Annotated in this window: 19 protein-coding genes and 1 pseudogene; 8 read left to right on the top strand and 12 right to left on the bottom strand. The window is 76.9% G+C overall.

What is annotated here, in order from left to right:
• The 3 genes from ABD158_RS17025 to ABD158_RS17015 all read right to left on the bottom strand — a co-directional run.
• On the bottom strand, positions 1-819 hold an 819-nt coding region (locus ABD158_RS17025; RefSeq protein WP_344008814.1), incomplete at its 3' end, for an ABC transporter transmembrane domain-containing protein.
• On the bottom strand, positions 816-1,910 hold the full coding sequence (locus ABD158_RS17020) for a P-loop NTPase family protein (protein ID WP_344008813.1): 1,095 nt from the start codon (positions 1,908-1,910) through the stop codon (positions 816-818). The genes ABD158_RS17025 and ABD158_RS17020, both read right to left, overlap by 4 nt.
• Positions 1,911-2,583: 673 nt before the next feature.
• Complete coding sequence (locus ABD158_RS17015) at positions 2,584-3,264, bottom strand: haloacid dehalogenase type II (RefSeq protein WP_344008812.1); 681 nt, start codon at positions 3,262-3,264, stop codon at positions 2,584-2,586.
• Positions 3,265-3,282: 18 nt separating this feature from the next.
• On the opposite strand from ABD158_RS17015, the gene ABD158_RS17010 reads away from it, so the two are divergent.
• A complete protein-coding gene (locus tag ABD158_RS17010; RefSeq protein ID WP_344008811.1) occupies positions 3,283-4,143 on the top strand; it encodes an AAA family ATPase in 861 nt (286 codons plus the stop codon).
• Positions 4,144-4,145: 2 nt separating this feature from the next.
• A complete protein-coding gene (locus tag ABD158_RS17005; RefSeq protein ID WP_344008810.1) occupies positions 4,146-5,513 on the top strand; it encodes a VWA domain-containing protein in 1,368 nt (455 codons plus the stop codon).
• 49 nt (positions 5,514-5,562) lie between these two features.
• Here ABD158_RS17005 and ABD158_RS17000 read toward each other — a convergent pair whose 3' ends face one another.
• The 5 genes from ABD158_RS17000 to ABD158_RS16980 form a co-directional block, all read right to left on the bottom strand.
• Positions 5,563-7,023 (bottom strand): hypothetical protein, encoded by a 1,461-nt coding sequence (locus ABD158_RS17000; protein WP_344008809.1) that lies wholly within the window; start codon positions 7,021-7,023, stop codon positions 5,563-5,565.
• Positions 7,020-7,988, bottom strand: coding sequence for a hypothetical protein (locus tag ABD158_RS16995; protein ID WP_344008807.1), 969 nt, complete (start codon positions 7,986-7,988; stop codon positions 7,020-7,022). The genes ABD158_RS17000 and ABD158_RS16995 overlap by 4 nt, the downstream gene beginning before the upstream one ends.
• Before the next feature lie 25 nt (positions 7,989-8,013).
• Positions 8,014-8,418: a hypothetical protein gene (locus ABD158_RS16990; RefSeq protein ID WP_344008806.1), complete on the bottom strand. Its 405-nt coding sequence runs from the start codon at positions 8,416-8,418 to the stop codon at positions 8,014-8,016.
• A 154-nt stretch (positions 8,419-8,572) separates the two neighbouring features.
• Positions 8,573-9,955, bottom strand: coding sequence for a hypothetical protein (locus ABD158_RS16985; RefSeq protein ID WP_344008805.1), 1,383 nt, complete (start codon positions 9,953-9,955; stop codon positions 8,573-8,575).
• Positions 9,956-9,987: 32 nt separating this feature from the next.
• Entirely contained in the window at positions 9,988-10,263 is a 276-nt protein-coding gene (locus ABD158_RS16980; RefSeq protein ID WP_344008804.1) for a hypothetical protein, read from the bottom strand.
• A 188-nt stretch (positions 10,264-10,451) separates the two neighbouring features.
• Here ABD158_RS16980 and ABD158_RS16975 point away from each other — a divergent pair, with 188 nt between their 5' ends.
• Positions 10,452-11,966: a potassium/proton antiporter gene (locus tag ABD158_RS16975; RefSeq protein ID WP_344008803.1), complete on the top strand. Its 1,515-nt coding sequence runs from the start codon at positions 10,452-10,454 to the stop codon at positions 11,964-11,966.
• A gap of 15 nt (positions 11,967-11,981) precedes the next feature.
• Here the strand turns inward: ABD158_RS16975 and ABD158_RS16970 are convergent, their stop codons facing one another.
• The 4 genes from ABD158_RS16970 to eccCa all read right to left on the bottom strand — a co-directional run bounded on the left by ABD158_RS16970 (position 11,982) and on the right by eccCa (position 17,218).
• A complete protein-coding gene (locus tag ABD158_RS16970; RefSeq protein WP_344008802.1) occupies positions 11,982-12,500 on the bottom strand; it encodes a LytR C-terminal domain-containing protein in 519 nt (172 codons plus the stop codon).
• Positions 12,497-12,796, bottom strand: coding sequence for a type II toxin-antitoxin system VapB family antitoxin (locus ABD158_RS16965; protein ID WP_344008801.1), 300 nt, complete (start codon positions 12,794-12,796; stop codon positions 12,497-12,499). Before ABD158_RS16965 ends, ABD158_RS16970 begins: the two co-directional genes overlap by 4 nt.
• Before the next feature lie 60 nt (positions 12,797-12,856).
• On the bottom strand, positions 12,857-13,057 hold the full coding sequence (locus ABD158_RS16960; RefSeq protein WP_344008800.1) for a hypothetical protein: 201 nt from the start codon (positions 13,055-13,057) through the stop codon (positions 12,857-12,859).
• A gap of 153 nt (positions 13,058-13,210) precedes the next feature.
• Positions 13,211-17,218 (bottom strand): type VII secretion protein EccCa, encoded by a 4,008-nt coding sequence (gene eccCa / locus ABD158_RS16955; RefSeq protein WP_344008799.1) that lies wholly within the window; start codon positions 17,216-17,218, stop codon positions 13,211-13,213.
• A gap of 135 nt (positions 17,219-17,353) precedes the next feature.
• Between eccCa and ABD158_RS16950 the strand changes: the two genes are divergently transcribed.
• The 5 genes and pseudogenes from ABD158_RS16950 to ABD158_RS16930 all read left to right on the top strand — a co-directional run.
• Positions 17,354-18,742, top strand: a complete 1,389-nt coding sequence (locus tag ABD158_RS16950) for a hypothetical protein (RefSeq protein WP_344008798.1) — start codon at positions 17,354-17,356, stop codon at positions 18,740-18,742.
• A gap of 112 nt (positions 18,743-18,854) precedes the next feature.
• Positions 18,855-19,172, top strand: a complete 318-nt coding sequence (locus tag ABD158_RS16945; RefSeq protein ID WP_344008797.1) for a WXG100 family type VII secretion target — start codon at positions 18,855-18,857, stop codon at positions 19,170-19,172.
• 47 nt (positions 19,173-19,219) lie between these two features.
• Complete coding sequence (locus tag ABD158_RS16940; RefSeq protein ID WP_344008796.1) at positions 19,220-19,510, top strand: WXG100 family type VII secretion target; 291 nt, start codon at positions 19,220-19,222, stop codon at positions 19,508-19,510.
• 133 nt (positions 19,511-19,643) lie between these two features.
• Positions 19,644-20,015, top strand: a complete 372-nt coding sequence (locus tag ABD158_RS16935; protein ID WP_344008795.1) for a hypothetical protein — start codon at positions 19,644-19,646, stop codon at positions 20,013-20,015.
• A 1-nt stretch (position 20,016) separates the two neighbouring features.
• A pseudogene (locus ABD158_RS16930) lies at positions 20,017-20,922 on the top strand (hypothetical protein); the annotation flags it as partial.

The raw sequence follows: 20,922 nt of genomic DNA, 5'->3' as shown, positions 1-20,922 counted from the left end.
GGGGGGGGCCCGGCGGCCCCGAGGCCCGCCGGCCACCCCGGTGGCGGCGACGAGCACGGCGATCGCGGCCGCGGTGGTGGCGGCCGCGGCCTGCAGGGCGCCCGCGGCCCGGGCGCGCTCGACCGCGGCGTCGGCGACCCGACGGCTGGCGCCCGCCAGGCGACGGGCCTCCCGGTCCGCGCCACCGGCGGCCAGCACGGCCTCGCGGGCGGTCAGGGTGTCGGTCAGGTGGCTCGCGAGCCGTCCCCGGGCCCGACGCAGCCGGCGCGCCCGGCCGTAGGCCCAGGGCATGAGCACGGCGGCGGCCGTGCCCATGACGGTCAGCGGGATCATCGCGGCGACCGCCACCGTGGGGTGCTGCAGACCGAGCACCAGCAGGCCCGCGACCAGCAGCGGCCCGGCGGCCACGAGGGGCGGGACGCCCTGCGCCACCCAGCCGCGCACGCTCGTGAGGTCGTTGGTGACCCGGGCGATGGTGATGCCCAGCGACGTCGCCGAGCGGCCGCCGAGGGCGGCGCGGACCAGCAGGCCGCGCAGCTCGTGCACGTAGTCCTGGCCGAGCCGCTCGGCCTGCACCCGGGTGCCGTACGTCGCGGCGGCGACCGCCGCGACCGCCACCACCAGCAGGGCCGCGACCGGGACCACCCCCGTCCCCGACCCGGCGCGCGTCACGAGGGCCCCGACGAGCAGCGCGAGCACCATCGCGGTCGCCGCCTGGGCGACCGCGAGCGCCACCAGCCGCGCCATCAGCCCGCGTCGCCGCCCCGCCAGCACCGGGGGCAGGGCGACGGGCGGGGCGGGGGACGGGGTGGGGGTCACCGGGCGGCACCCACCGCGAGGCCGAGGAGACCGGTGGCAACGGCCGGGTCGCAGAGGGCGAAGGTGTCCACGACCGGCACGCCGGTGGCGGCCAGCGCGGCCCCGGCCTCGCCGGCGGCGAGCGGGCTCGCGGTCACGACCCCGGAGGCCGCCCGCACGGGCAGCCCCAGCTCGGCGAGCCGCCCGACGCCGCCGGCGGCGCCCAGGGCGTCCTGCGCGGCGAAGAGCACCACGTCGACCCGCCCGGCGTACGCGGGGTCGGCCAGCAGCTGCGCCGTCTCCCCCTGGTAGAGCCCGTCGGCGACCTCGACGACGACCACGTCGGGACCGTCGAGCGCCAGCTGGTCGACCAGGGCGGTCCACACGTCGCGGACGGCCGCGAGGTCGAGCCGGAAGGTGCTGGGCAGACCGAAGTCCGTGAAGTCCAGGACCCGGACGGCGCCGGCGTCGTGGAAGAGGTTGGCGTCGTTCCCGGCACCGGTGCCGGTGGCCTTGCCGGCGCCCACGACCAGGCCCGCGCGGGTGAGCCCGTTGACGAGGCTGGCGAGGACGGTGGACTTGCCGGAGTTCATCGACGTGCCGAGCACGCCGACGACCAGCGGTCGGGTTCCACTCGGCGTGGCGTCGTCCCGCGGCGCCGGGGTGGCGTCGTACGGCGCGTGCTCGGCGAGCGTGACCACGCCGCGGGCGTCGGCGAGCAGCCCGAGCGGCTCGATGCGCGTGGCGTCGTCGATGGCGGCGTGCTGGTCCACGACCCGCCCCGCGAGGCCACCGGCCGCGACCAGGTCGCAGGGGCCCAGGTCCTCGGGCACCTCGGCGAGGAACTGGTCGGGCGCGTAGCGCGGACCGTAGGCGAGCAGGACCTCGTCGCCGACGAAGAGCAGCTGCCGCCGCGACGCGGGACCCTCCAGGCGGGTGTGCTTCCCAATCTCGGTGACCCGGGCGACGACGACGTCACCGGCGCGGGGCGCCCGGTCGGTCTCGAGGTGGTAGCCGTCGGCGCTGCTCTCGAGGGCGGCGGCGACGTAGCGGGTGGTGTAGGAGGCCTTGACGGCCCGCAGGCGCTGGGGGGAGAGGGGCGTGATGTCCATGGCCAGGACTCTCCCCAGCGCGCGTGAGCCGTCCGTGAGCCTGCGGTGAGAGCCCCCTCATCCAGCCGCCCCTCCTGCCGGAGTCGGGCTGCCCGCCCCGGAGGTCGAGGTGCCCGCCGGAGGTCGAGGTGCCCGTCCCCGGAGGTCGAGGTGCCCGGGTGGCGACGCAGGAGCCAACGGGCCACGAGACCCGGTGACCCGTACGCCGGGCCGTACGCCGCGCGACCGGAGGTCGAGGTGCGCGTCGGCGACGCAGGAGCCGACGGGCCACGAGACCCGGTGACCCCCACGGCCGCCCGGTCGGAGGTCGAGGTGCGCGTCGGCGACGCAGGAGCCGACGGGCCACGAGACCCGGTGACCCGTACGCCGACCCGTACGCCATCCCGTACGCCGCGCCACGAGACCCGGTACTCCACGACACCCGCTACGACACTCACTGGACCCCAACCGGCGACGCGACCTTGCGCCGGCGCCAATAGGCCCCCGCACCCGGGAGACCGTGGACCTCACCGGGTCTCGTGGCTCACCCGCTCGTACCTCGCGGGCTCGCACCTCGACCTCCGGTGGGTCGGCCTTCCACCGGCTCCGATATGCCCATCCACGAGGACCCGTGGACCTCACCGGGTCTCGTGGCTCCTCGCCTGGGCTCGGAGCACCTCGACCTCCGGCGGGGTCAGGCGCCGTAGAGGTCGGCGAGCTCGTCGAACCCGCCCACGCGGTGGTCCGGCTCGGGGAAGGACGTGGGCCAGGGGGCGCCGGTGCGGTCGATCCACACGGTGCCCAGGCCGGCGGCGTCGGCCCCGAGCAGGTCCCACGGGTGGCAGGCGACCATGGTCGCGGCGTGCTGCGCGACCTGGGAGCGGCGCAGCGCGAAGGCGTACGCCCGGGCGTCGGGCTTCCAGGCGCCCGCCTCCTCGACCGACAGCACCGCCTCGACGTGCCCGCGGAGGCCGGCGTTCGTGAGGAGCTGCTCGGCCACGGCGGTCGCGCCGTTGCTCATCGCGACCATGCGGATGCCGGCGGCGGCCAGCCGTGGCAGGCCCGCGGCGGCGTCCGGGTGGACCGGCAGCTCGGCGAAGCCCGCGAGCACCGTCGCGACCGCCTCGTCGAGGGGGCGGTCCAGGTCGTGGCCCGCCAGGACGGTGCGCAGCCCGTCGGCCGCGACATCGGCGAACGGCGCGGAGCCCCCGAGGACCGCCAGCGCGAACCCGTCGCGCAGCACGCCGGCGAACCACGGCGCCACCAGACCGGCCGGTGCGCCGACCGTGACGAACCGCTCGCCGAGCGCGGACAGGTCGGAGAGGGTCTCGTTGACGTCGAGGACGAGCAGGTCCGGGCGGGTGACGGAGGGCATGAGCCTAGGCTCGCACCCGTGACCTGGTTCGCGTCCCCCGAGGACGCCGCGGCCCGGCTGGCCGAGGCCGGCTACCTCCCCGACGACGCCACCGCCACGTCGGCCTACCTCGCCGGCGCGCTCGGCAAGCCGCTGCTGGTGGAGGGCCCGGCAGGGGTCGGCAAGACCGAGCTGGCCAAGGCGGTCGCCCGCGCGCACGGCGCCGAGCTGGTGCGGCTGCAGTGCTACGAGGGACTGGACGAGGCCCGCGCCCTGTACGAGTGGAACTACCGCAAGCAGCTGCTGCGCATCCAGGCCGGCGCCGACGCGGAGTCGTGGACCGAGGCCCACGACAGCATCTTCAGCGAGGAGTTCCTCCTCACCCGACCGCTGCTGACCGCGATCCGGCGCACCGAGCCGACGGTGCTGCTCGTCGACGAGATCGACAAGACCGACGTCGAGGTCGAGGGCCTCCTGCTCGAGGTGCTCTCCGACTTCGCCGTGACGGTCCCCGAGCTGGGCACCATCACCGCGGTGCGGCGGCCCTACGTCGTCCTGACGTCCAACGCGAGCCGCGACCTCAGCGAGGCCGTCCGGCGCCGGTGCCTGTTCCTCCACCTGGAGCACCCGACCCCGGAGCGCGAGCGCGAGATCGTCGCGTCCCACGTGCCCGACGCCGAGGAGGCCCTGGTCCGACGGGTCGTGGAGGTCGTCGGTCGGCTGCGCGGGCTCGAGCTGCGCAAGGCGCCCTCGATCGCCGAGACCGTCGACTGGGTGCGCACCCTCGTCGCGCTCGGCGCGGGCGAGCTCACCGACGAGACCGCCGACCGCACGCTCGGCGTCGTCCTCAAGCACGCCTCCGACCTGGACCGCGCCGCCCGCGAGCTCGCCCGGGCCTGAGCGTGGCGCTCCTCGACCGGCACCTCGGCCTCGTGGGCGCCCTGCGCGACGCGGGGGTCCCGGTCGCGCTCAGCGAGGACCTCGACGCGCTCGCGGCGGTCCGCCTCGTCGACTGGGACCGCCGGGAGACCCTGCGCGAGACCTACGCCGCGACCCTGCTCAAGCGGGCCGGCCACCGGCCGGTGCTCGACGCGCTGTTCGACCTGTGGTTCCCGCCGCGGGTCGGGGCGGGCGCGGAGCCGGCGCCGACCGCCGACGACGGGGACGCGGTCGAGGACCTGCGGCAGCGCGTCGCCGGGGCGATCACCGGCGACGCCGTCGAGCCCGGTGGGACCGGTGGGACCGAGGGCGGGGGGAGCGGCGGGAGCGGCGAGGGCGGCGGGGCCGGCGGCCTGGACGCCCTCGCGGTGGAGGCCGTCGGACGCCTGGGTCGGCTGAGCGGTCGCGCGCCCGGGCTGAGCACCTGGTCGGCCTACACCACGCTGCGCCGGCTCGGCGACCTCCCCGAGGGCCCGGGCCCGGACGCCGCGCGCCGTGCGGCGGCCTTCCGGCGCGCGGTCGAGTCGGAGGCGCTGCGGCGGGTCGCCGAGCAGAAGGGCCCCGAGCGGCTGGCCGCCTCGGCGGTGCGGGCCCCGGTCGACCGGATCGCCTTCACCGCCGCCGGCACCGCCGATCTGGCGGCGATCCGGCGCGAGATCGCCCCCCTCGCCCGCCGCCTCGCGGCCCGGCTGGCGCGCGACCACACGGCCAGGGGACGGCGGGGGACGTTGGACGTGCGCCGCACCGTCCGCGCCTCGATGGCCACCGGCGGGGTCCCGATGAGCCCGGTCCTGCGGCCGCGGCGCGAGCGCCGTACCGACCTCGTGGTGCTCTGCGACGTGAGCGGCTCGGTGGCTCACTTCGCCCGCTTCACGCTGCTGCTGGTGGTGGCGCTGCGCGAGCAGTTCCGTGGCGTGCGGGCGTTCGCGTTCGTCGACGACGTCGTGGAGGTCACCGACCGCCTGCGCCCGGGCGGCGACGTCGGCGAGGTGCTGGCGGACCTGCTGGAGGCCGGTCGCGGGGCGGATCGCTCCGGGCGCACCGACTACGGGCGCGCGCTGCGCCGGTTCGCGGACGAGCACGCCGACGCCCTGGGCCCGCGCTCGACGCTGCTCGTGCTCGGCGACGCCCGCTCCAACTACGCCGACCCCGGCCTGCCGGCGCTGCGTCGCCTGGTCGCCGGGGCGCGGCGTGCCTGGTGGCTGAACCCCGAGCCCGTCCGGCACTGGGACACCGGCGACTCCGTCGCCGCGCGCTACGCCGAGGTCGTCGCGATGGCGGAGTGCCGCGACCTCGACCAGCTCGCCCGCTTCGTGCGCGACCACCTGTGAGCAACGCGCCCGTCCGCCGCCGCCGGTCCGGCGCCGGGCCGGGACCGCGTCAGCGCAGGTAGCCCCGCTCGCGCAGCAGCGCCAGCTCCGCCCGGAGCCCCTCGTGGTCCGCGGCGTCCGCGGCGCGTCCCCCGGCGACCCACGCCGGCGGACCGACCAGGTCACCGGCGTCGAAGACGACGCTCGTGCGGTGCTCGTCACCCGCGGTGATGAGCGAGCCGAGCAGCGCGACCGGGTCCGCGGAGTCCTCCAGCGACAGCACCCGCACCTCGGCGGGCACCCGCGGCACCTGCGAGGACGGCGACGCCACCGTCACCGCCACGTCCACCTCGTACGACGGGTGGTCGCGGCGCGTCGCGAGCTCGGCCGCGACGACCCCGCCCCGACCGCCGCCGACGGCCATGACCGTCGCCGGCGGGTCGTCGGGGCCCGTCCCGGCCGAGGCGACCGCGGCGTCGAGCACGCGCGCGGCGCGGTCGGCGTACGACGCGTGGTCGCCGCCCACGAGGCGCAGACGCTCGCCCGTGCCGGCGTCCGTGGCGTCCCCGGCGGTCACGAGGCCGTCACGACCGGGCAGGTAGACCACGAAGCGGCCCGGGGCGGTGCGGTGGACCTCCACCTCGGCGCTCGTCCCGGCGAGCGTCGTCATCAGCTCCTCGAGCCCGTCGGGCGCGTCCGCGTCGAGCGCGGGGGCGGCCGGCGCCCGGTCGGGGTCGGCGGCGGCCGTCCCGCCGGTCGCGGGGTCGACGAGCTCGCCCGCCACGTCGCGCACGGCGCCCACGGGGTCGACCTCGAAGGGCGGGACACCGGCGGCCCGCAGCCCGGCTCCCGCGAGGCCGGCGCCCGCTCCGGCGTCCCCGCGGGACCCGCCGTCCGCCTCGTCGAGGAGCAGCCCGAGGCCGGGGGTGAGCAGCGTCCGCAGCTGGAGGCCCTCGAGCAGCCCGCCTGCGGTGCTGATGTGGTCCATCAGGTCCGGATGGCTCCGGGCGAGCTCGCCGAGGTAGCCGGCCACGCCCTCGCGGTCGTCGGCGTCGGTCTCGATCAGACCGGCGGCCACGACGGCACCGCCGAGCTCCACCTCGGGCGCCAGGTAGCCGATGGCCCGGCCGGCGATCGAGCCGAGGGTGCGGGTCGCGGTCGCGGCGAGCTCGTCGATCCACCGGTAGGTCAGCACGGTGGCGCGCACCACCAGGGCGTCGGCGTCCAGCTCGGTCGCGCCGGGCAGGAGCCCGGCCTTGCCGGTCGTGGCGCGGTGGATCTCGGACTCCGCGGCCTCCCAGGTGCGGGGGGAGAGCGGCGCGGACGCGATCACGTCGTCGTCGGAGAGGATGTCGGCCCCGAGCCGGCTCCGCTCCCGCAGCTCGTTGCCGGTGCGGTCGAACAGCTCGGCCAACCCGGTCATCCGGTCGTACCGCTCGCCCGGCGCGACCGCGGAGACCGGGGTCGTGCCGCGCTCGGCGGACGGGTCGGGACCCCCGCCGAGCCCCTGGGCGAGGGCGTCGCCGCTCATCGCACGACCTCCGCCAGGACCGGGGCGAGGCAGGCGGCGAGGTCGTCCGGGTCCACCCGCCGCAGCTCCACCCGTGCGACGCCGCCGGTGGTGTGGGGTCGCAGCGCCCGCCAGCCGTCGGCGACCAGCAGCCACGAGGTCACCCCGACGGTCTCGGCCGGCACCTCGCAGACCAGGGCGCGCAGCCGGCCGCGGGTCTCGGCCGCGAGGGCGCCGAGCAGTCCCGGCACCTGGGCGTCCGCGACCGGACGCCCGTCGGCGATCACCTCGCCGGTGTGGTGGGCCGCGAGGACCCCGACGACGTCGGAGCGCCGCGTGCGGAAGGCCTCGCCGGCGCTGTCGAGCAGCTCGTAGGGCAGGTCCAGCACGTCGGGGAGCGCCGAGGCCCGCGTCCGGTCGTCCAGGGCGCCGGGCGCGCCGGGCGCGGAGGCGGCGTCCTCGGGCACGGCGGCGACCCGGGCCAGCTCGCCGGCCCACTGGCCGACGGCGAACCACCCCAGCTCGAACACCAGCCCGTCCGCCGTCGCCAGCGCCGCCACCGCGGCCCGCCCGTGGCGGTGCCAGGCGTGGGCCCGGACCCGGCCGACGGCGACGTCGAGATCGAGCGCGACCCGCGGGGTCGCCAGGAGCCCGACGGCCCCCGCGAGCCCGGCCTCGGGCGAGCCGTCGGCCTCGAGCAGGCCGCGTCGGGTCAGCGACTCCACGGGGTCGTGGAGACGGGCGACGGCGGCGGCGAACGCGGCCTCGGCGTCCCCGCCGCCCGGGGCTCCGAGCCGGGACTCCAGCCCGCCCCCGTCGGTGGCCGGGGCGTCGGAGGTCGCGGACTCCAGGAACGGCAGCGGGGCCCCGCCCGTCCGCTCGGCCAGCAGGCGCAGCTCGGGCAGCGTCAGCGTCACGCGCCGCGGCAGGCCCGCGAGCAGCGAGTCGGGCGGCGGGGTGGGGCTGGACAGGTCGACGGTGGGCACCCGGTGTCCTCTCATCCGTTCCGTGTCAGCGCTCGGCCCAGGTGAGCCAGTCCCGGTGGCCGGGCGGCGGCTGGTCCTCGTCGGGGCGGTGGTCCGCCTGCTGGTCCTGCCGGTCCTGCGCGGGCTGCCGCTCCGGGGCCTCGTCGACGGCACGGGCGCGCTGCTCGGCGGCGGCGATGGCCTCCTGGAGCCGGTCGACCTCGACGACGTGCCTCTCGAGGGCCTCGGCGGCGTCGTCGTGCAGCCCGGCGGCCTCCCGCAGGCGCGCGGCGCGGTCACGGACCCGCGCGCGCATCGTCTCCGCGGCCCGTCCGGTCCACGGCACGGCCTCGGCCTGCGCGACCAGCGTCCGTGCCCGCGAGCGCACCTCGTCGGCCTGCTCGCGCAGCTGGTCCACCCGTCGCCGCATCACCGCGGTGTCGCCGTACATCGTCCGCCCTCCTCCCGGCCCGCCACCGGGACCACGGGCTCCTGCCCGCTCCGTCCGGTGCCCAAACCTGCCACGTCGTCGCGATGGCCCGAGCCCGTCCCACACCCTGCCACGACGGGCCGCGGCAGCCGTCGCCCCGCGGCCCGGGTCCGGGTCACGGCTCGTCGCGCCCGACGGTGAACACCCGGCGCTCGACACGGCGCGCGTCGAGGAAGCCGAGGTCGGCCAGCCGGTCGCGCTGGGCGACGAGGGACGGGTGGTCGGAGGCGTCCGCGGCGGCCGCGCCGGCGACGTAGTGCCGCAGGCCGTGGCGGTCCACCGGGTCGGCGCCTCCCGCCCCGCCCGCCGCCCCCGGCACGGCCCCGTCGCCGCCGAAGATCACGGTCACCCGGTGCGGAGCGTCCACCGGCGCCGTGCCGTCGAGGTGGGGGACGGGGTCGCCGCGGTGCTCCAGGGCCAGCACCTCCACCCCGCGGGCGCCGGCGCCGCCGAGGGTCGCGGACAGCGGCGTGGCGGGCGATCCCGCCGTGACGACCTGACGCACGTCGAACGGCACCTCGCCGGACCGCGCCGCGGCGGCGAGCGCCGTCGCGGCCATCCCGCCCTGGGAGTGGCCGGTGATCAGCACCGGCTCGTCCGGTCCCACCCCGGCCTCCGCCATCGCCCGCAGCACGCCGGCGCCGTACGTCATGGGGGAGCCCGAGGCGAGCCGCAGGTTGGCGCCCAGGTCGCGCGCGTCGCCGTCGCGGGTCCACGGCCACGTCGTCATGTCGTCGGTGCCGGGGAGGTGGACGACGTGGCGGCGGGTGCCGTCGGCACCCACGAGGGTGTCGACCGCCACCGCGCCCGGTGCCGTGCCCGCGAGCGCGGCGACCCCGGCGAGGCCCCCGATGAGGTCCGCGACGTCGCGCGGCGGCGCCGGCGCGCGATCGAGGTCGCTGCGGCGGGTCACGACCGGTGCTCCTTCCGGCCCGTACGTCGCGGCCAGGAGCCCGGCCGCGCCCGCCGTCCCGGCCGCTCCCGCCGGCAGGAGGGGGTGGGAGCCGTCGACGGTCCCGCCGGCGAGCGCGGCGAGCGGCTCGACGAGCGGTGGGGCGGCCACCGAGGCCGCCGCGCCGAGTGCCAGCGCCGGACCGAGCGCGCCCGGACCGAGCAGGCCCCCGAGCCGGTGCGCGACCCGGCCCACCGCCTGCGCCGCCAGCCGGTCGGCCGCCACGAGGCCGGCCGCGGTCGCGCGGACCGCGACGGCGTCCGCCTCCCAGGTCGCCGCCCCGCGCAGGGCCCCGTCCGGCCCGAGCGCCGCAGCGACCAGCGCGGCCTCGGCCTCGGCGAAGGTGGTCGGCCCCCGCACGGCCGAGGCCAGCAGGTCGGGGTCGGCCGCGAGCCCGAGCACGGCCCGTCCGGTCCGGCGGACCCGGTCGCCCAGCTCGTCGTACGCCGTGGCGAGGTCGCGCAGGTCGTCGGCACCGGCCACCACGCCGCCCGCGCCGCCCACCACCCGCAGACGGCTGCCCGCGCCGCTCACCGGACCGCTCACCGGACCGCTCTCCGGACCGCTCACCCGGGCGCTCACCAGGGCCACCACCCGTCCCCGCCGGCCCTCCCGACCGCGTCGGCGTGACGGTCGACCGCCGCCGCGGCGTCGAGCAGCGCCCGGACGGTGCGGTCGAGGCGGTCCGCGCCCGCCCGCGCCGTCGCCCGGGCCGCGTCCGCCGCCAGGCCCTCCCACGCGACGGACTCGGCGGCGGCGACGACGTCCGCGGCCCCGGCCCCCAGGTCGTCGGCCAGCGCCCGGGCCGCCGCCGCCACGCCCCGGAGCCCGTCCCCGTCCCCGTCTGTCGCCACGTCCGCCCCCCCGGTGCCGCCGACGGGGACCTCCCGTCCGGTCCCTGCAGCCTCGCCCCGCGCGGCGGGGCCGGGGGGTCGCCCGCGCTCGGCTGTGGACGCGCGGGTCACCCCGGCGCCTGGGGACGCTCGCCGGCCCGCCGGCGCCGATAGGATCGGCTTCCCGCCCGGCGAGCAGCGAGGTGCGCGTGACCTTCGACGTCGAGCAGCTCGACACCTTCCTCCTGGTGGGGTCGGGCGTCACGCTGCTCGCGATCCTCGCGGTCCGGCTCTCCGCCCGCGCCGGGCTGCCCAGCCTGCTGATCTACCTGCTGATGGGCGTCGTGCTCGGCGAGGCGGGCCTCGGGATCGGCTTCGAGGACGCCGGCCTCGCGCACGCGCTCGGGTTCGCGGCGCTCGCGATCATCCTCGCCGAGGGCGGCCTGACCACCACCTGGAGCGAGGTCCGGCCCTCCGTCGCCCTGGGTGCCGCCCTGGCGACGGTCGGGATCGCGGTGTCCGTGCTGGTCGTGGCGCTCGGCGCGCACCTGCTGCTCGGCCTGCCCTGGCAGCTCGCCGTGCTGCTGGGGGCCGCGACCTCCGCCACCGACGCCGCAGCGGTGTTCTCGGTGCTGCGCGTCGTGCCCCTGCCCAAGCGGCTCGTCGGGGCCCTGGAGGCCGAGTCCGGCCTCAACGACGCACCGACCGTGGTGCTGGTGACCCTGGTCGCCACGGGGGCCGCGCAGGAGCACGGCATCCCGCTGATGCTGGCCGAGATCGTCTTCGAGCTCGCCGTCGGCTCGCTGGTCGGGCTCGCGGTCGGCGTCGGCGGCGCGTGGGTGATGCGACGGGCGGCGCTGCCCGCCTCGGGCCTCTACCCGATCGCGGTCGTCTGCCTCACCCTGCTCGGGTACGGCGCGGCCGCCGCGCTGCACGCCTCGGGGTTCGCGGCCGTCTACCTGGCCGCGCTGGTGCTGGGCAACACCGAGCTGCCGCACCGGGCCGCCACGCGGTCGTTCGCCGAGGGTGTCGCCTGGCTCGCGCAGATCGGGCTGTTCGTCATGCTCGGGCTGCTGCTCTCACCGGGGCGGATCACCCTCGGCACGGTCGCGGCGGGGGTCGGGATCGGCCTGGTGCTGACGCTGGTCGCCCGGCCGCTGTCGGTGGCCGTCTGCGCCCTCGTGCAGCCGTTGCCGCTGCGGGAGCTCGCGTTCCTGTCGTGGGCCGGCCTGCGGGGAGCCGTCCCGATCGTGCTGATGACCATCCCGCTCTCCGAGGGGGTGCCCGGCGCCGAGAACCTCTTCGACATCGTGTTCGTGCTCGTCGTCGTCTACACCCTGGTCACGGGTCCGACGCTGCCGTGGGTCGCACGCCGGCTCGGGGTCTCCGGCGCGGGGGCGGTCCGGGACCTGGAGGTCGAGGCCGCGCCCCTCGAGCGCATGGCCGCGGACCTGCTCCAGCTGCGGGTCGGGCCGACCTCCCGGCTGCACGGGGTCGAGGTGCGCGAGCTGCGGCTGCCGACCGGGGCGTCGCTCTCGCTGGTCGTGCGTGGCGAGGAGATCCTCGTCCCCGAGGGCCGCACCGTCCTGCGTCACGGCGACGACCTGCTCGTGGTCGCGCCGCGTCGCTGCCGCGAGGCGACCGAGCAGCGGCTGCGCCAGATCTCGGCCGGTGGCCGGCTGGCGCGCTGGCTCCCCGCCGCGGACCGGGACGGCGAGGCCTGAGGCCCCGCGAGACGCTCAGGCGCCCGCGGGCCCGCACACGGTCGTGTCGTCGGGCACCCGGATCCGCGGACGGCCCTCGCTGAGCTCGTCGAACTCGTCGCCCACCACGACGTAGACCCCGGGGACGTCGACCTCGCGCTGCTCGATGCGCGGGTCGCCGAGGTAGCTGGCCACGAGCCGGACGGCCGGGCTCGAGGGGTCGTCGGTCCAGATCTGCACGCGGCGGACGTCGGCGTCGTCGGGAGCGTTGTCCTCGACTCCCTCGGCGAAGCCCGCGTCGACGAGTCGCTCCAGCGTCTGGCCCGCGGCGCCCTGGCGGTCGCCGGCGTTGACGACGCTCACCGTGACCCCGTCGGGCGTCAGCCGGCTGCCGGCCTCGACCTCGCGGTCGGTGCAGACCGCCTCCTCCTCGCCCCCGCCGAACACGCTCTCCGGGAGCGGGCTGAACAGCGCGGACCAGGCCCACGCGCCACCGGCGAGGAGCACGACCGTGAGCACGAGCAGCGTGATCGCGGCGCGGAGCCGGCGGCTCACCGGGCGGCCACGGCGTGGACGCGGGCGTGGAGCAGCGGCCTCTGCTGCAGCGCCGCGCGCATGGCGCGGTGGAGGCCGTCCTCGAGGTACAGGTCGCCGTCCCACGCGACCACGTGGGCGAACAGGTCGCCGTAGAAGGTGGAGTCCTCCGTCAGCAGGTCGACGAGGTACAGGGTGTCCTTCGTGGTGACCAGCTCGTCGAGCCGGACCTGCCGCGGGGGGATCTTCGCCCAGCCGCCCGACCCGAGACCGTGCTCGGGGTAGGGGCGGCCGTCGCCGATCCGCTTGAAGATCACGGGCGGATCATAGCGAGCGGGCCGCGGCGCGGCGCGCTCGTCGCCGCCGGGTGGTCGCCCTCAGGCGGTCCACCGGACGGCGTCGTCGACGAAGTCCGCCATCGCGTGCACCCCGCGGAGGTCCTCGCGGGTGCCCATCAGCCCGGTCAGCTTCTGCTGGTGACGGGCGAGCAGGCTGGCCCGCTGCCGGCTGATGCGCTCCAGCTGGAGGTCGATCTCCTGCGCGTCGCCGGAGCGGCTGTCGGTCGTGTCGTCGTTCATCGCTACCCCCACGGATCGGGGCCCCGGTCGGTGGGGCCAGGACCACTGTGACCGTGCCACGTCGCAGGGACGTTGACCCAGGGTTACGGGAATGTTGACTCTTCAGGAGTTTCCGGGCGGGGTGCCAGCCCGCCCGACGTACCGGCTCCGCTCCTAGAGGCGCGACTCGCTCCAGGCCAGCTGGACGGCCTCGGTCCCGCGGTCCCGGGTGATGAGGCGGGCGCGTCCCGGCGGTGCGGGCTGGGCCCGGTTGTTGCCGATCAGGTAGCCCTCGTCCGCCGGTCCCGACAGCAGCACGCCGGGCATCGCGAGGTCGCGGAGCGACTGGATGATCGGCTCGTAGAGGGCGCGGGAGGCCCCGCCGGCGCGCCGCGCGACCACGACGTGGAGGCCGACGTCGCGGGCCTGCGCGAGGAACGGCTGCAGCGGCGCCAGCGGGGCGCTGGACTGCGTGGAGACCAGGTCGTAGTCGTCGACGACCACGAACGCCTCGGCGCCGCTCCACCACGACCGGTTGCGCAGCTCCTCGGGGGTGACGTCGGGGCCGGGGATGCGCCGCTCGAGGTACGTCGCGAGGTCCTGCAGGACGGGGGTGGCCTGCGCCGAGGACGTCAGGTAGTTGAGCAGGTGCTCCTCGGGCGCCTCGCCCAGCAGCGAGCGGCGGTAGTCGACGATGATGAGCTGCGCCTGCTTGGCGTCGCGGGAGCGCACCACCTCGCGGATGTAGCTGCGCAGCAGGGTGCTCTTGCCCGACTGGCTGTCGCCGAAGACCAGCAGGTGCTGCTCCGAGTCCAGGTCGAGCGAGACGGGGGCCAGCTCCTTCTCGTTGATGCCGAGCAGCAGCCGCGGGTCGTCCGTGCCGACCCCGGCCAGCTCGCGCACCCGCTCCAGGTCGATGCGCTCGGGCAGCAGCCGCAGCTTGGGCCCGGACGGCCCCTGCCACGCGGCCGCGGACCGGCGCACGAGGTCCTCGACGCCGTCACCGAGGTCGGAGGGGTCGGCGCTGCCGTCGATGCGCGGCAGCGCGCCGAGGAAGTGCAGCTTGCCCGGCACGAGGCCGCGGCCGGGCCGACCGGCCGGCACCAGGGCCGAGACCTTGCGGTCGATCTCGGAGTCGAGCGGGTCGCCGAGGCGCAGCTCGAGGCGGGTGCCGAAGATGTCGCGCATGGCGGCGCGGAAGTCGGCCCACCGGGTCGCGGCGACGATCAGGTGCAGACCGAAGGTGAGCCCGCGCGGCGCGAGCTGCTGCAGCCCCATCTCGATGTCCTCGAAGTCCGACCGCAGGGTGCTCCAGCCGTCGACGACGAGGAACACGTCGCCCCACCCGTCGTCGACGCGCCCGGCGGCGCGCCGCGACCGGTAGGTCTCGATCGAGTCGATGCCCTGGGCGCGGAAGTAGGACTCGCGCCGGTCGACGACGCCCTGCACCTCGGCCAGGATGCGCCGCACGACGTCCGGCTCCGAGCGGGTGGCGACGCCGGAGACGTGCGGCAGGTCGTGCATCGAGGCGAAGGTGCCGCCGCCGAAGTCGAGCACGAAGAACTGGGACTCCTGGGGCGTCGTGGTCAGCGCCATCGACGTCACCATGCTGCGCAGCAGGGTCGACTTGCCGCTGCGCGGACCGCCGACGACCGCCGCGTGGCCCGAGGCCCCGCCGAGGTCGACGGTGAGGGTGTCGCGGCGCTGCTCGCGCGGCTTGTCGACGGTGCCGAGCGGGACCACCAGACCGCCGCGGGCACGCCAGCGCGGCGAGACCAGGCCGAGGCGCGGGTCCTCGACGAGGTCCGGCATCAGGCGGTCGAGGGTGTCGGGCTCGTCGAGCGGCGGCAGCCACACCTGGTGGGCCGGGGTGCCCTGGCCGCGCATCCGCTCGACGGCGATGTCGAGGATGCTGGCCTGCTCCCCCTCCGCCTCGACGACGGCGGGGGCCTCGTCGTCGGCGTCGGTGCCCGGAGGGTCCAGCGTGAGCACCTCGGAGATGCTGAACGGGAGGATCCCGGCCACGTTGCCGCCCTCGTCGCGGCGCACGCGTGCGCGGCCCGGCGGCGGGCCCGACACGTACGCCGCCTTGAAGCGCAGCAGCGTGGACTGGTCGGGCTTGAGGTAGCCGAGGCCCGGGTCGGCGGGCAGCTCGTAGGCGTCGGGCACGCCGAGCACGGTGCGCGACTCGCCGGCCGAGAAGGTCCGCAGGCCGACGCGGTAGGACAGGTGGGACTCCAGCCCCCGCAGCCGGCCCTCCTCGAGGCGCTGCGAGGCGAGCAGCAGGTGCAGGCCCAGCGAGCGGCCGAGCCGGCCGATGGCGACGAACAGCTCGCTGAACTCCGGCTTCGCCGTCAGCATCTCGGAGAACTCGTCGACGACGATGAACAGCGACGGCATCGGCGCGAGGTCCTCGCCCGCGCTGCGCGCCTTCTCGTAGTCGCGGATGGAGGCGTAGTTGCCGGCCTCGCGCAGCAGCTCCTGGCGTCGCACCATCTCGCCGGACAGCGCGTCCTGCATGCGGTCGACGAGCGTCAGCTCCTGCTGCAGGTTGGTGATGACCGCCGACACGTGCGGCATGTCCGTCATCCCGGCGAACGTCGCGCCGCCCTTGAAGTCGACGAGCACCATGTTGAGCTGCTCGGGGGAGTGGGTCAGCGCCAGCCCGAGGACGAGCGTGCGCAGGAACTCCGACTTGCCCGAGCCGGTCGCGCCGATCACGAGGCCGTGGGGACCCATGCCCTGCTGGGCGGACTCCTTGATGTCGAGGCTGATCAGCCCGCCGTCACCGCGACCGATCGGCACCCGCAGCCGGTCGCGGGCCGGACGGGGCCGCCAGGCGCCGGTGGTCTCGAAGCCGCGCACGTCGCCGAGCCCGAGCATGTCCATGAAGTCGGTGGGCCCGGACAGGTCGGCGGTCGCGGTCTCGGCGCCGGTGCTGACGACGTGCAGCGGGGCCAGACGGCGCGCGAACGCCTCGGCGGTCGCGGCGTCGCACTGGTCGGCGTAGGCCTTGATCGGCTCCTCGCGCACCCGGACCGCGAGCACGGGCTGCTTGCCGGCCGCCGGGCCGGAGGTGCGCGGCGCGTCGCCGGTCAGCTGCAGCCGCAGCCGGGTCGGCTCCTCCAGCACGTCCCAGCGGGCCGGGACGTCGAGGATGGTCACCCCGTGCAGGCCGTACGGCGGGACGATGTGGTTGCCGGGCGGCAGGTGGCCGCCGTCGAGGACGAGCAGGATGTGGGGCGTCGCGGGCCGCTCGTCGGCGCCGAAGCGGGGTCGGTCGCCGAGGTCCGGCGGGAGCATGGAGCCCAGCTCCTCCAGCGAGGTGGCGACCATCCGCATCGGGCCGACCGCGTCGGCGCGCTCGGCGCTCTGCGCGTGGGGCAGCCACTTGACCCAGTCCCAGTGCGCCAGGTTGCGGTCGCTGGCGAGCACGGCGACCACGAGGTGGTCGGGGGAGTGGAAGGCGGTGGCCGAGCAGATGATCGCGCGGGCCAGGGACCGCGCCGCGCCCTCCTCGCCGCACAGCTCGAGCCGGTCGAAGAACCGCAGGTCGATCGACGCGGGCAGGTCCGGCTGCTGGCGGTGGACGACGAGCAGGCGGTGCAGCGCCGAGGCGGCGGCCGGGTCGACCTGGTCCACGGCCGTGGTCTCCGGGGGGACCAGCTCGAGCGCCAGCGGCTGGGTGCAGACCCCGTAGCGGACCTGCAGGAACCCGTCGTCATCGGGCCGGTGCTCCCACAGCCGGGAGCGGTCCTCGGCCAGCGCCGGCAGCGCGGCGGGGTCCGGCAGGTGCCAGGCCAGCGCGCGGCGCTGCTGGTCGGCCGCCTCGCGGGCCACCTTGCGCACGTTGGCGAGGTAGCGCAGGTACTCGGTGCGGGAGCCCGTGAGCTGCTGGGCCTTCTGCTTGCGCTGCCGGTCGATCTGGATGGCGATGAAGCCGAGGGTCGCGAAGAGGAACATGCCGGCCGCGATCAGGCTGCGGCCGCGGTTGGCGCCGTCGCCGGCCATCGTGGCCACGAGCACGATCGAGCCCAGGCTGCCGAGCATCGGGATCGCGTTCATCGCGACCCCGGCGGCGCCCTCGTGGTCCTGCAGCTCCGGCGGGGCCTGCAGGTCGATGCGGCCGGCCGGCATCTCCGGCGGGTCCAGCCGGTGTGCGCCACGCAGCGTCGTGCTCACGCGCTCCCCCTTCGCGATGCGGACGGACCGGGACCGCCTCACCGGGATCCTAGGGCCGTCCGGCTCCGCGTATCAGCACAAGCGCGACCTCGCTGGTCTACGCTGCGACCGGTCCGCGGGCGAGAGGGGGAGCCGGTGCCGTCACGTGCTGCGTCCCTGCGCGGGCCCGCCGTCGACGTCCGTCGCGAGACGCTCCCGGTCAGCGTCCACGGACCCCTGGGCGTGCTGGACCTCGTCGTGCCGGCCGGCGCCACCGGTGTCGACGTCGCCAAGGAATACGCCAAGCGGGCCGGGCTCGACGTCCTGCCCCACCTGTACGACGCCACCGGCGTCGCGGTGCCCGCCCGCGAGGCCCTGACGGCGGCCGGCGTGGAGCCGGGCGACCTGCTCGTCGCGACGACCGGCGAGCGGGAGCGGGCGGCGCCGTCCGCTCCCTCGGTCGGCCGCGGCGCCGAGCGCATCCGGCCCGGCCGGCTCTCGGCCCTGTGGTTCACGCTCGCCGCGGCCCTGGGCCTGCTCGCGGGCTGGTGGGCCGGGCAGGCCGGCCCGGGCACCCCCGCGACCGTCACCGCGCTCGTCCTCGCCGGCACGGCGCTGCTCGCCGCGGCCCCGTTCGGCCAGCTGTCGGCCCAGCGGGCCGTGGCCGCCCCGGCCTTCGGCGCGGCCGCCGCCCTCGCCGTGGTCTCGCAGCCCGGGGCCGAGCGGCTCCCGATGGTGGTCGGGGTCGCCGCCCTCGGCGGCGCCGTCACGGCCGCCGTCGCGCGGTCCTGGCGCGACGACGCGGACGAGGCCCTCACCGTCTGGATGGTGGCCGGCAGCGCGGTCTTCGTGCTCGCCGGCGTCGCCGCCGTCCTGGGCGTGCGGCCCGCGGTCGTGTGGTCCGTCCTGCTGCTGCTGGCGATGCTCTCGGCCCGCTTCGTGCCCTCGCTCGCGGTCGACGTCCCCGACCAGGTGCTGCTCGACCTCGACCGGCTGGCGGTCACCGCGTGGACGGCCCGCGACACCCGCCGGGGACGCCGTGCGCGGATGCTGGTCACCCGCGAGGGGGTCTCCGGCCTCGTCGCACGGGGCTCGCGGCTCGTCACGGCCGGCGCCGCCGCGGTGGCCGTCGTGGCGGTCGTGGCGGCGCCGCTCCTGCTGGCGACCGCCACCCTCTCCCTCGACCGGATCGGCGCGTGGGTCCAGGTGTTCTGCGCGGGCGGGGCGCTGCTGCTGGCCGCCCGCAGCTACCGCCACCGCGCGGCCCAGGGCCTGCTGCGGGCCGCCGGCCTGGCCTGCTGGGTGAGCCTGACGGCGGTCGGCCTGGCGCGGCTGGGCGAGCGGGACCTCGCGCTCGGCGGCCTCGGGGTGGTGCTGGCCGGTGCCGGGTGCGTCGCCGTCGCGGTCGCGACCGGCCGGGGCTGGCGCTCGCTGTGGTGGTCGCGCCGGGCGGAGCAGGCGGAGGGCTTCAGCGGGGCCTTCGCGCTCGCGGCCGCCCTCGTGGCCACGGGCCTGTTCCGCTTCCTGTGGGAATTGACATCCTGAGGTTTAGGCCTCCGCAGCCCGGGTAGACACCTCCTCGAGCGGGTGACCGGGACGTTCACCCGCAGACACTCACCACGACGGATCGGCCCGCGGGGCCGGCAGAGGAGGAAGCATGAGTGCACCGGACATCAGGCTCGGCGCCGGCAAGCTGAAGGACGGCGCCGACATCGTCCGTGAGGCCAAGACCAAGTTCGACCGCGACGCCGGCAACCTCGAGAGCGAGATCCGCGGCATGGCCAACGGCTGGCAGGGCCAGGGCGGTCAGGCCTTCCAGGGCCTCGCGCAGAAGTGGAAGGTCCGCCACGAGGAGATCACCCGCGTGCTCAACAACCTCGCGGAGTCCCTCGACGAGACCGAGCGCGACAGCGTCGCCAACGACGCCAACGTCGGCGAGAACATCACCCACTTCGCCAACGGCCTCGGCGCCTGAGCGCCTGACGGCCCGCTGACGACCGAAGACACGCAGGGAGCGACGACATGACCGACATCACCATGCAGAGCGCGAGCCTCGACGCCGCAGCCGACAACCTGGTGCGCGCCGCGCGCCAGATCAACAGCGACCTCGACACCCTCGAGGGCCGCCTGTCCTCGATGAAGGCGTCCTGGGAGGGCTCGGCGCAGACCGCCTACGTCAACGCCAAGCAGAAGTGGGACGAGCTGATGCGCGAGATGATCACCGTCCTCGAGGCCGCCGCCAACGGGGTGGAGGAGTCGAAGGCCGCCTACAAGGGCGCCGACGCGCGCGGTCAGGACCGCTTCGGGGGCTGAGCCCCCGCACCACGCGCACCCGAGGGGCCGGTCACCGTCGCCGGTGCCCGGCCCCTCGCCGTCCGGCGCGGCCGCACCGCGGCCGGCCGGCCCCGACCGACCCACGTCACGACGTACGAGGAGCACACAGACCATGGGTACTGCCGACGGCAGCGCCGGCGGGTCCTCCCAGACCCCCGGCGGCAACGACGTCAGCCTGAACGCCGAGCGCGTCCGCGGCATCGCGGACAAGATCGGCACGAAGTCCGAGACGATCGCCCGCAGCGGCTTCGGCGACGCCGTCCTGTCGGCGAGCGCCTTCGGGGGCTCGGGCATCGGCCAGGAGCTGGCCGCCCTCTACGAGCGGGCCCACGCCGACTCCGTGATCCGCAACGACGACACCGAGACGATGCTGGTCGACTACCAGGTCGGCCTCCGCGGCGCGGTCCAGGACCAGCTCGACACCGACGAGCTCAACGCCGCCGCGCTGCGCAGCATCGGCGCCATCGACCCCGGGGAGGCCTGACATGGAGGCAGAGGTCGCACGACTCCGCGCGAACGTCGCCGGAGCGGCCCGCGAGGCCATCGGCGCCGCCGCCGACAAGTGGGACAAGAACGGCGACGCGCTGGTGGTGGTGGCCGACGAGCTCGCGGACGGCCGTACCGGGCTGGAGGGCGAGCTCGGCGACGCCACCCGCACCGCCGCCCAGACGTCGTTCAGCAACGCGGAGCAGCGCAGCCGGGACCGGTCGCGCGCCATGCGGCGGGGCAAGACCGCCCTGACCCAGGCCGCCGACGCCCTGCGTCTCGCGCAGGCCGAGCTCGACGCCCTGGACGCCCAGGGTGCGCCCTCGGCCCCCACCCGGCCCGACGGCTACGCCACGATGGACCCGCAGGACCAGGTGCGCGCCGACCGCGGCCACAGCGCGGCCGTCGGCGCCTACCAGGGGGAGCTCCAGGAGCGCGAGCGTCGGGCCCGGCTCGCGAACCAGGCGCTCGAGCGCGACCTGCGCTCCAGCGCGGAGATCATGCGCGGCCTGGCGCCGCCGGCGGAGAACGCCCCCACGGGTCCGGGCGGCTCGTCCGGGGCGTCGAACGTCGCCGTCCCCCCGCGGAGCCGCTCCCGGCTCGGGGGACCGGTCCCCGAGGAGGGCATCGACGGCAACCCCGAGATCGGTGAGCCGACGGGACCGACGGGACCGACGGGGCCCACGGGGCCGACCGGCCCGGTCGGGCCCGCCGAGACCCTGCCGGCCGCGAACCCCGGTCAGGACCCCGGGAGCGTCTCGACCATGCCCGGGACCAGCCCGGGGGACCTGCAGGCGCCGGGTGCGGCCGCCCCGATCGGCGGCGGCTCCTCGGCCGGCGCCGGCGCGGCCTCCCCGGCGACCTCCGCCCCGTCCGCCGCCGGTGCGTCCGCCGGAGCCCCGGCG

The organism is Nocardioides lentus, assembly GCF_039529515.1.
GTDB lineage: Bacteria > Actinomycetota > Actinomycetes > Propionibacteriales > Nocardioidaceae > Nocardioides > Nocardioides lentus.
The sequence above is the reverse complement of the archived record's forward strand: the minus strand, read 5'-3'. Positions and strand labels throughout refer to the sequence as shown.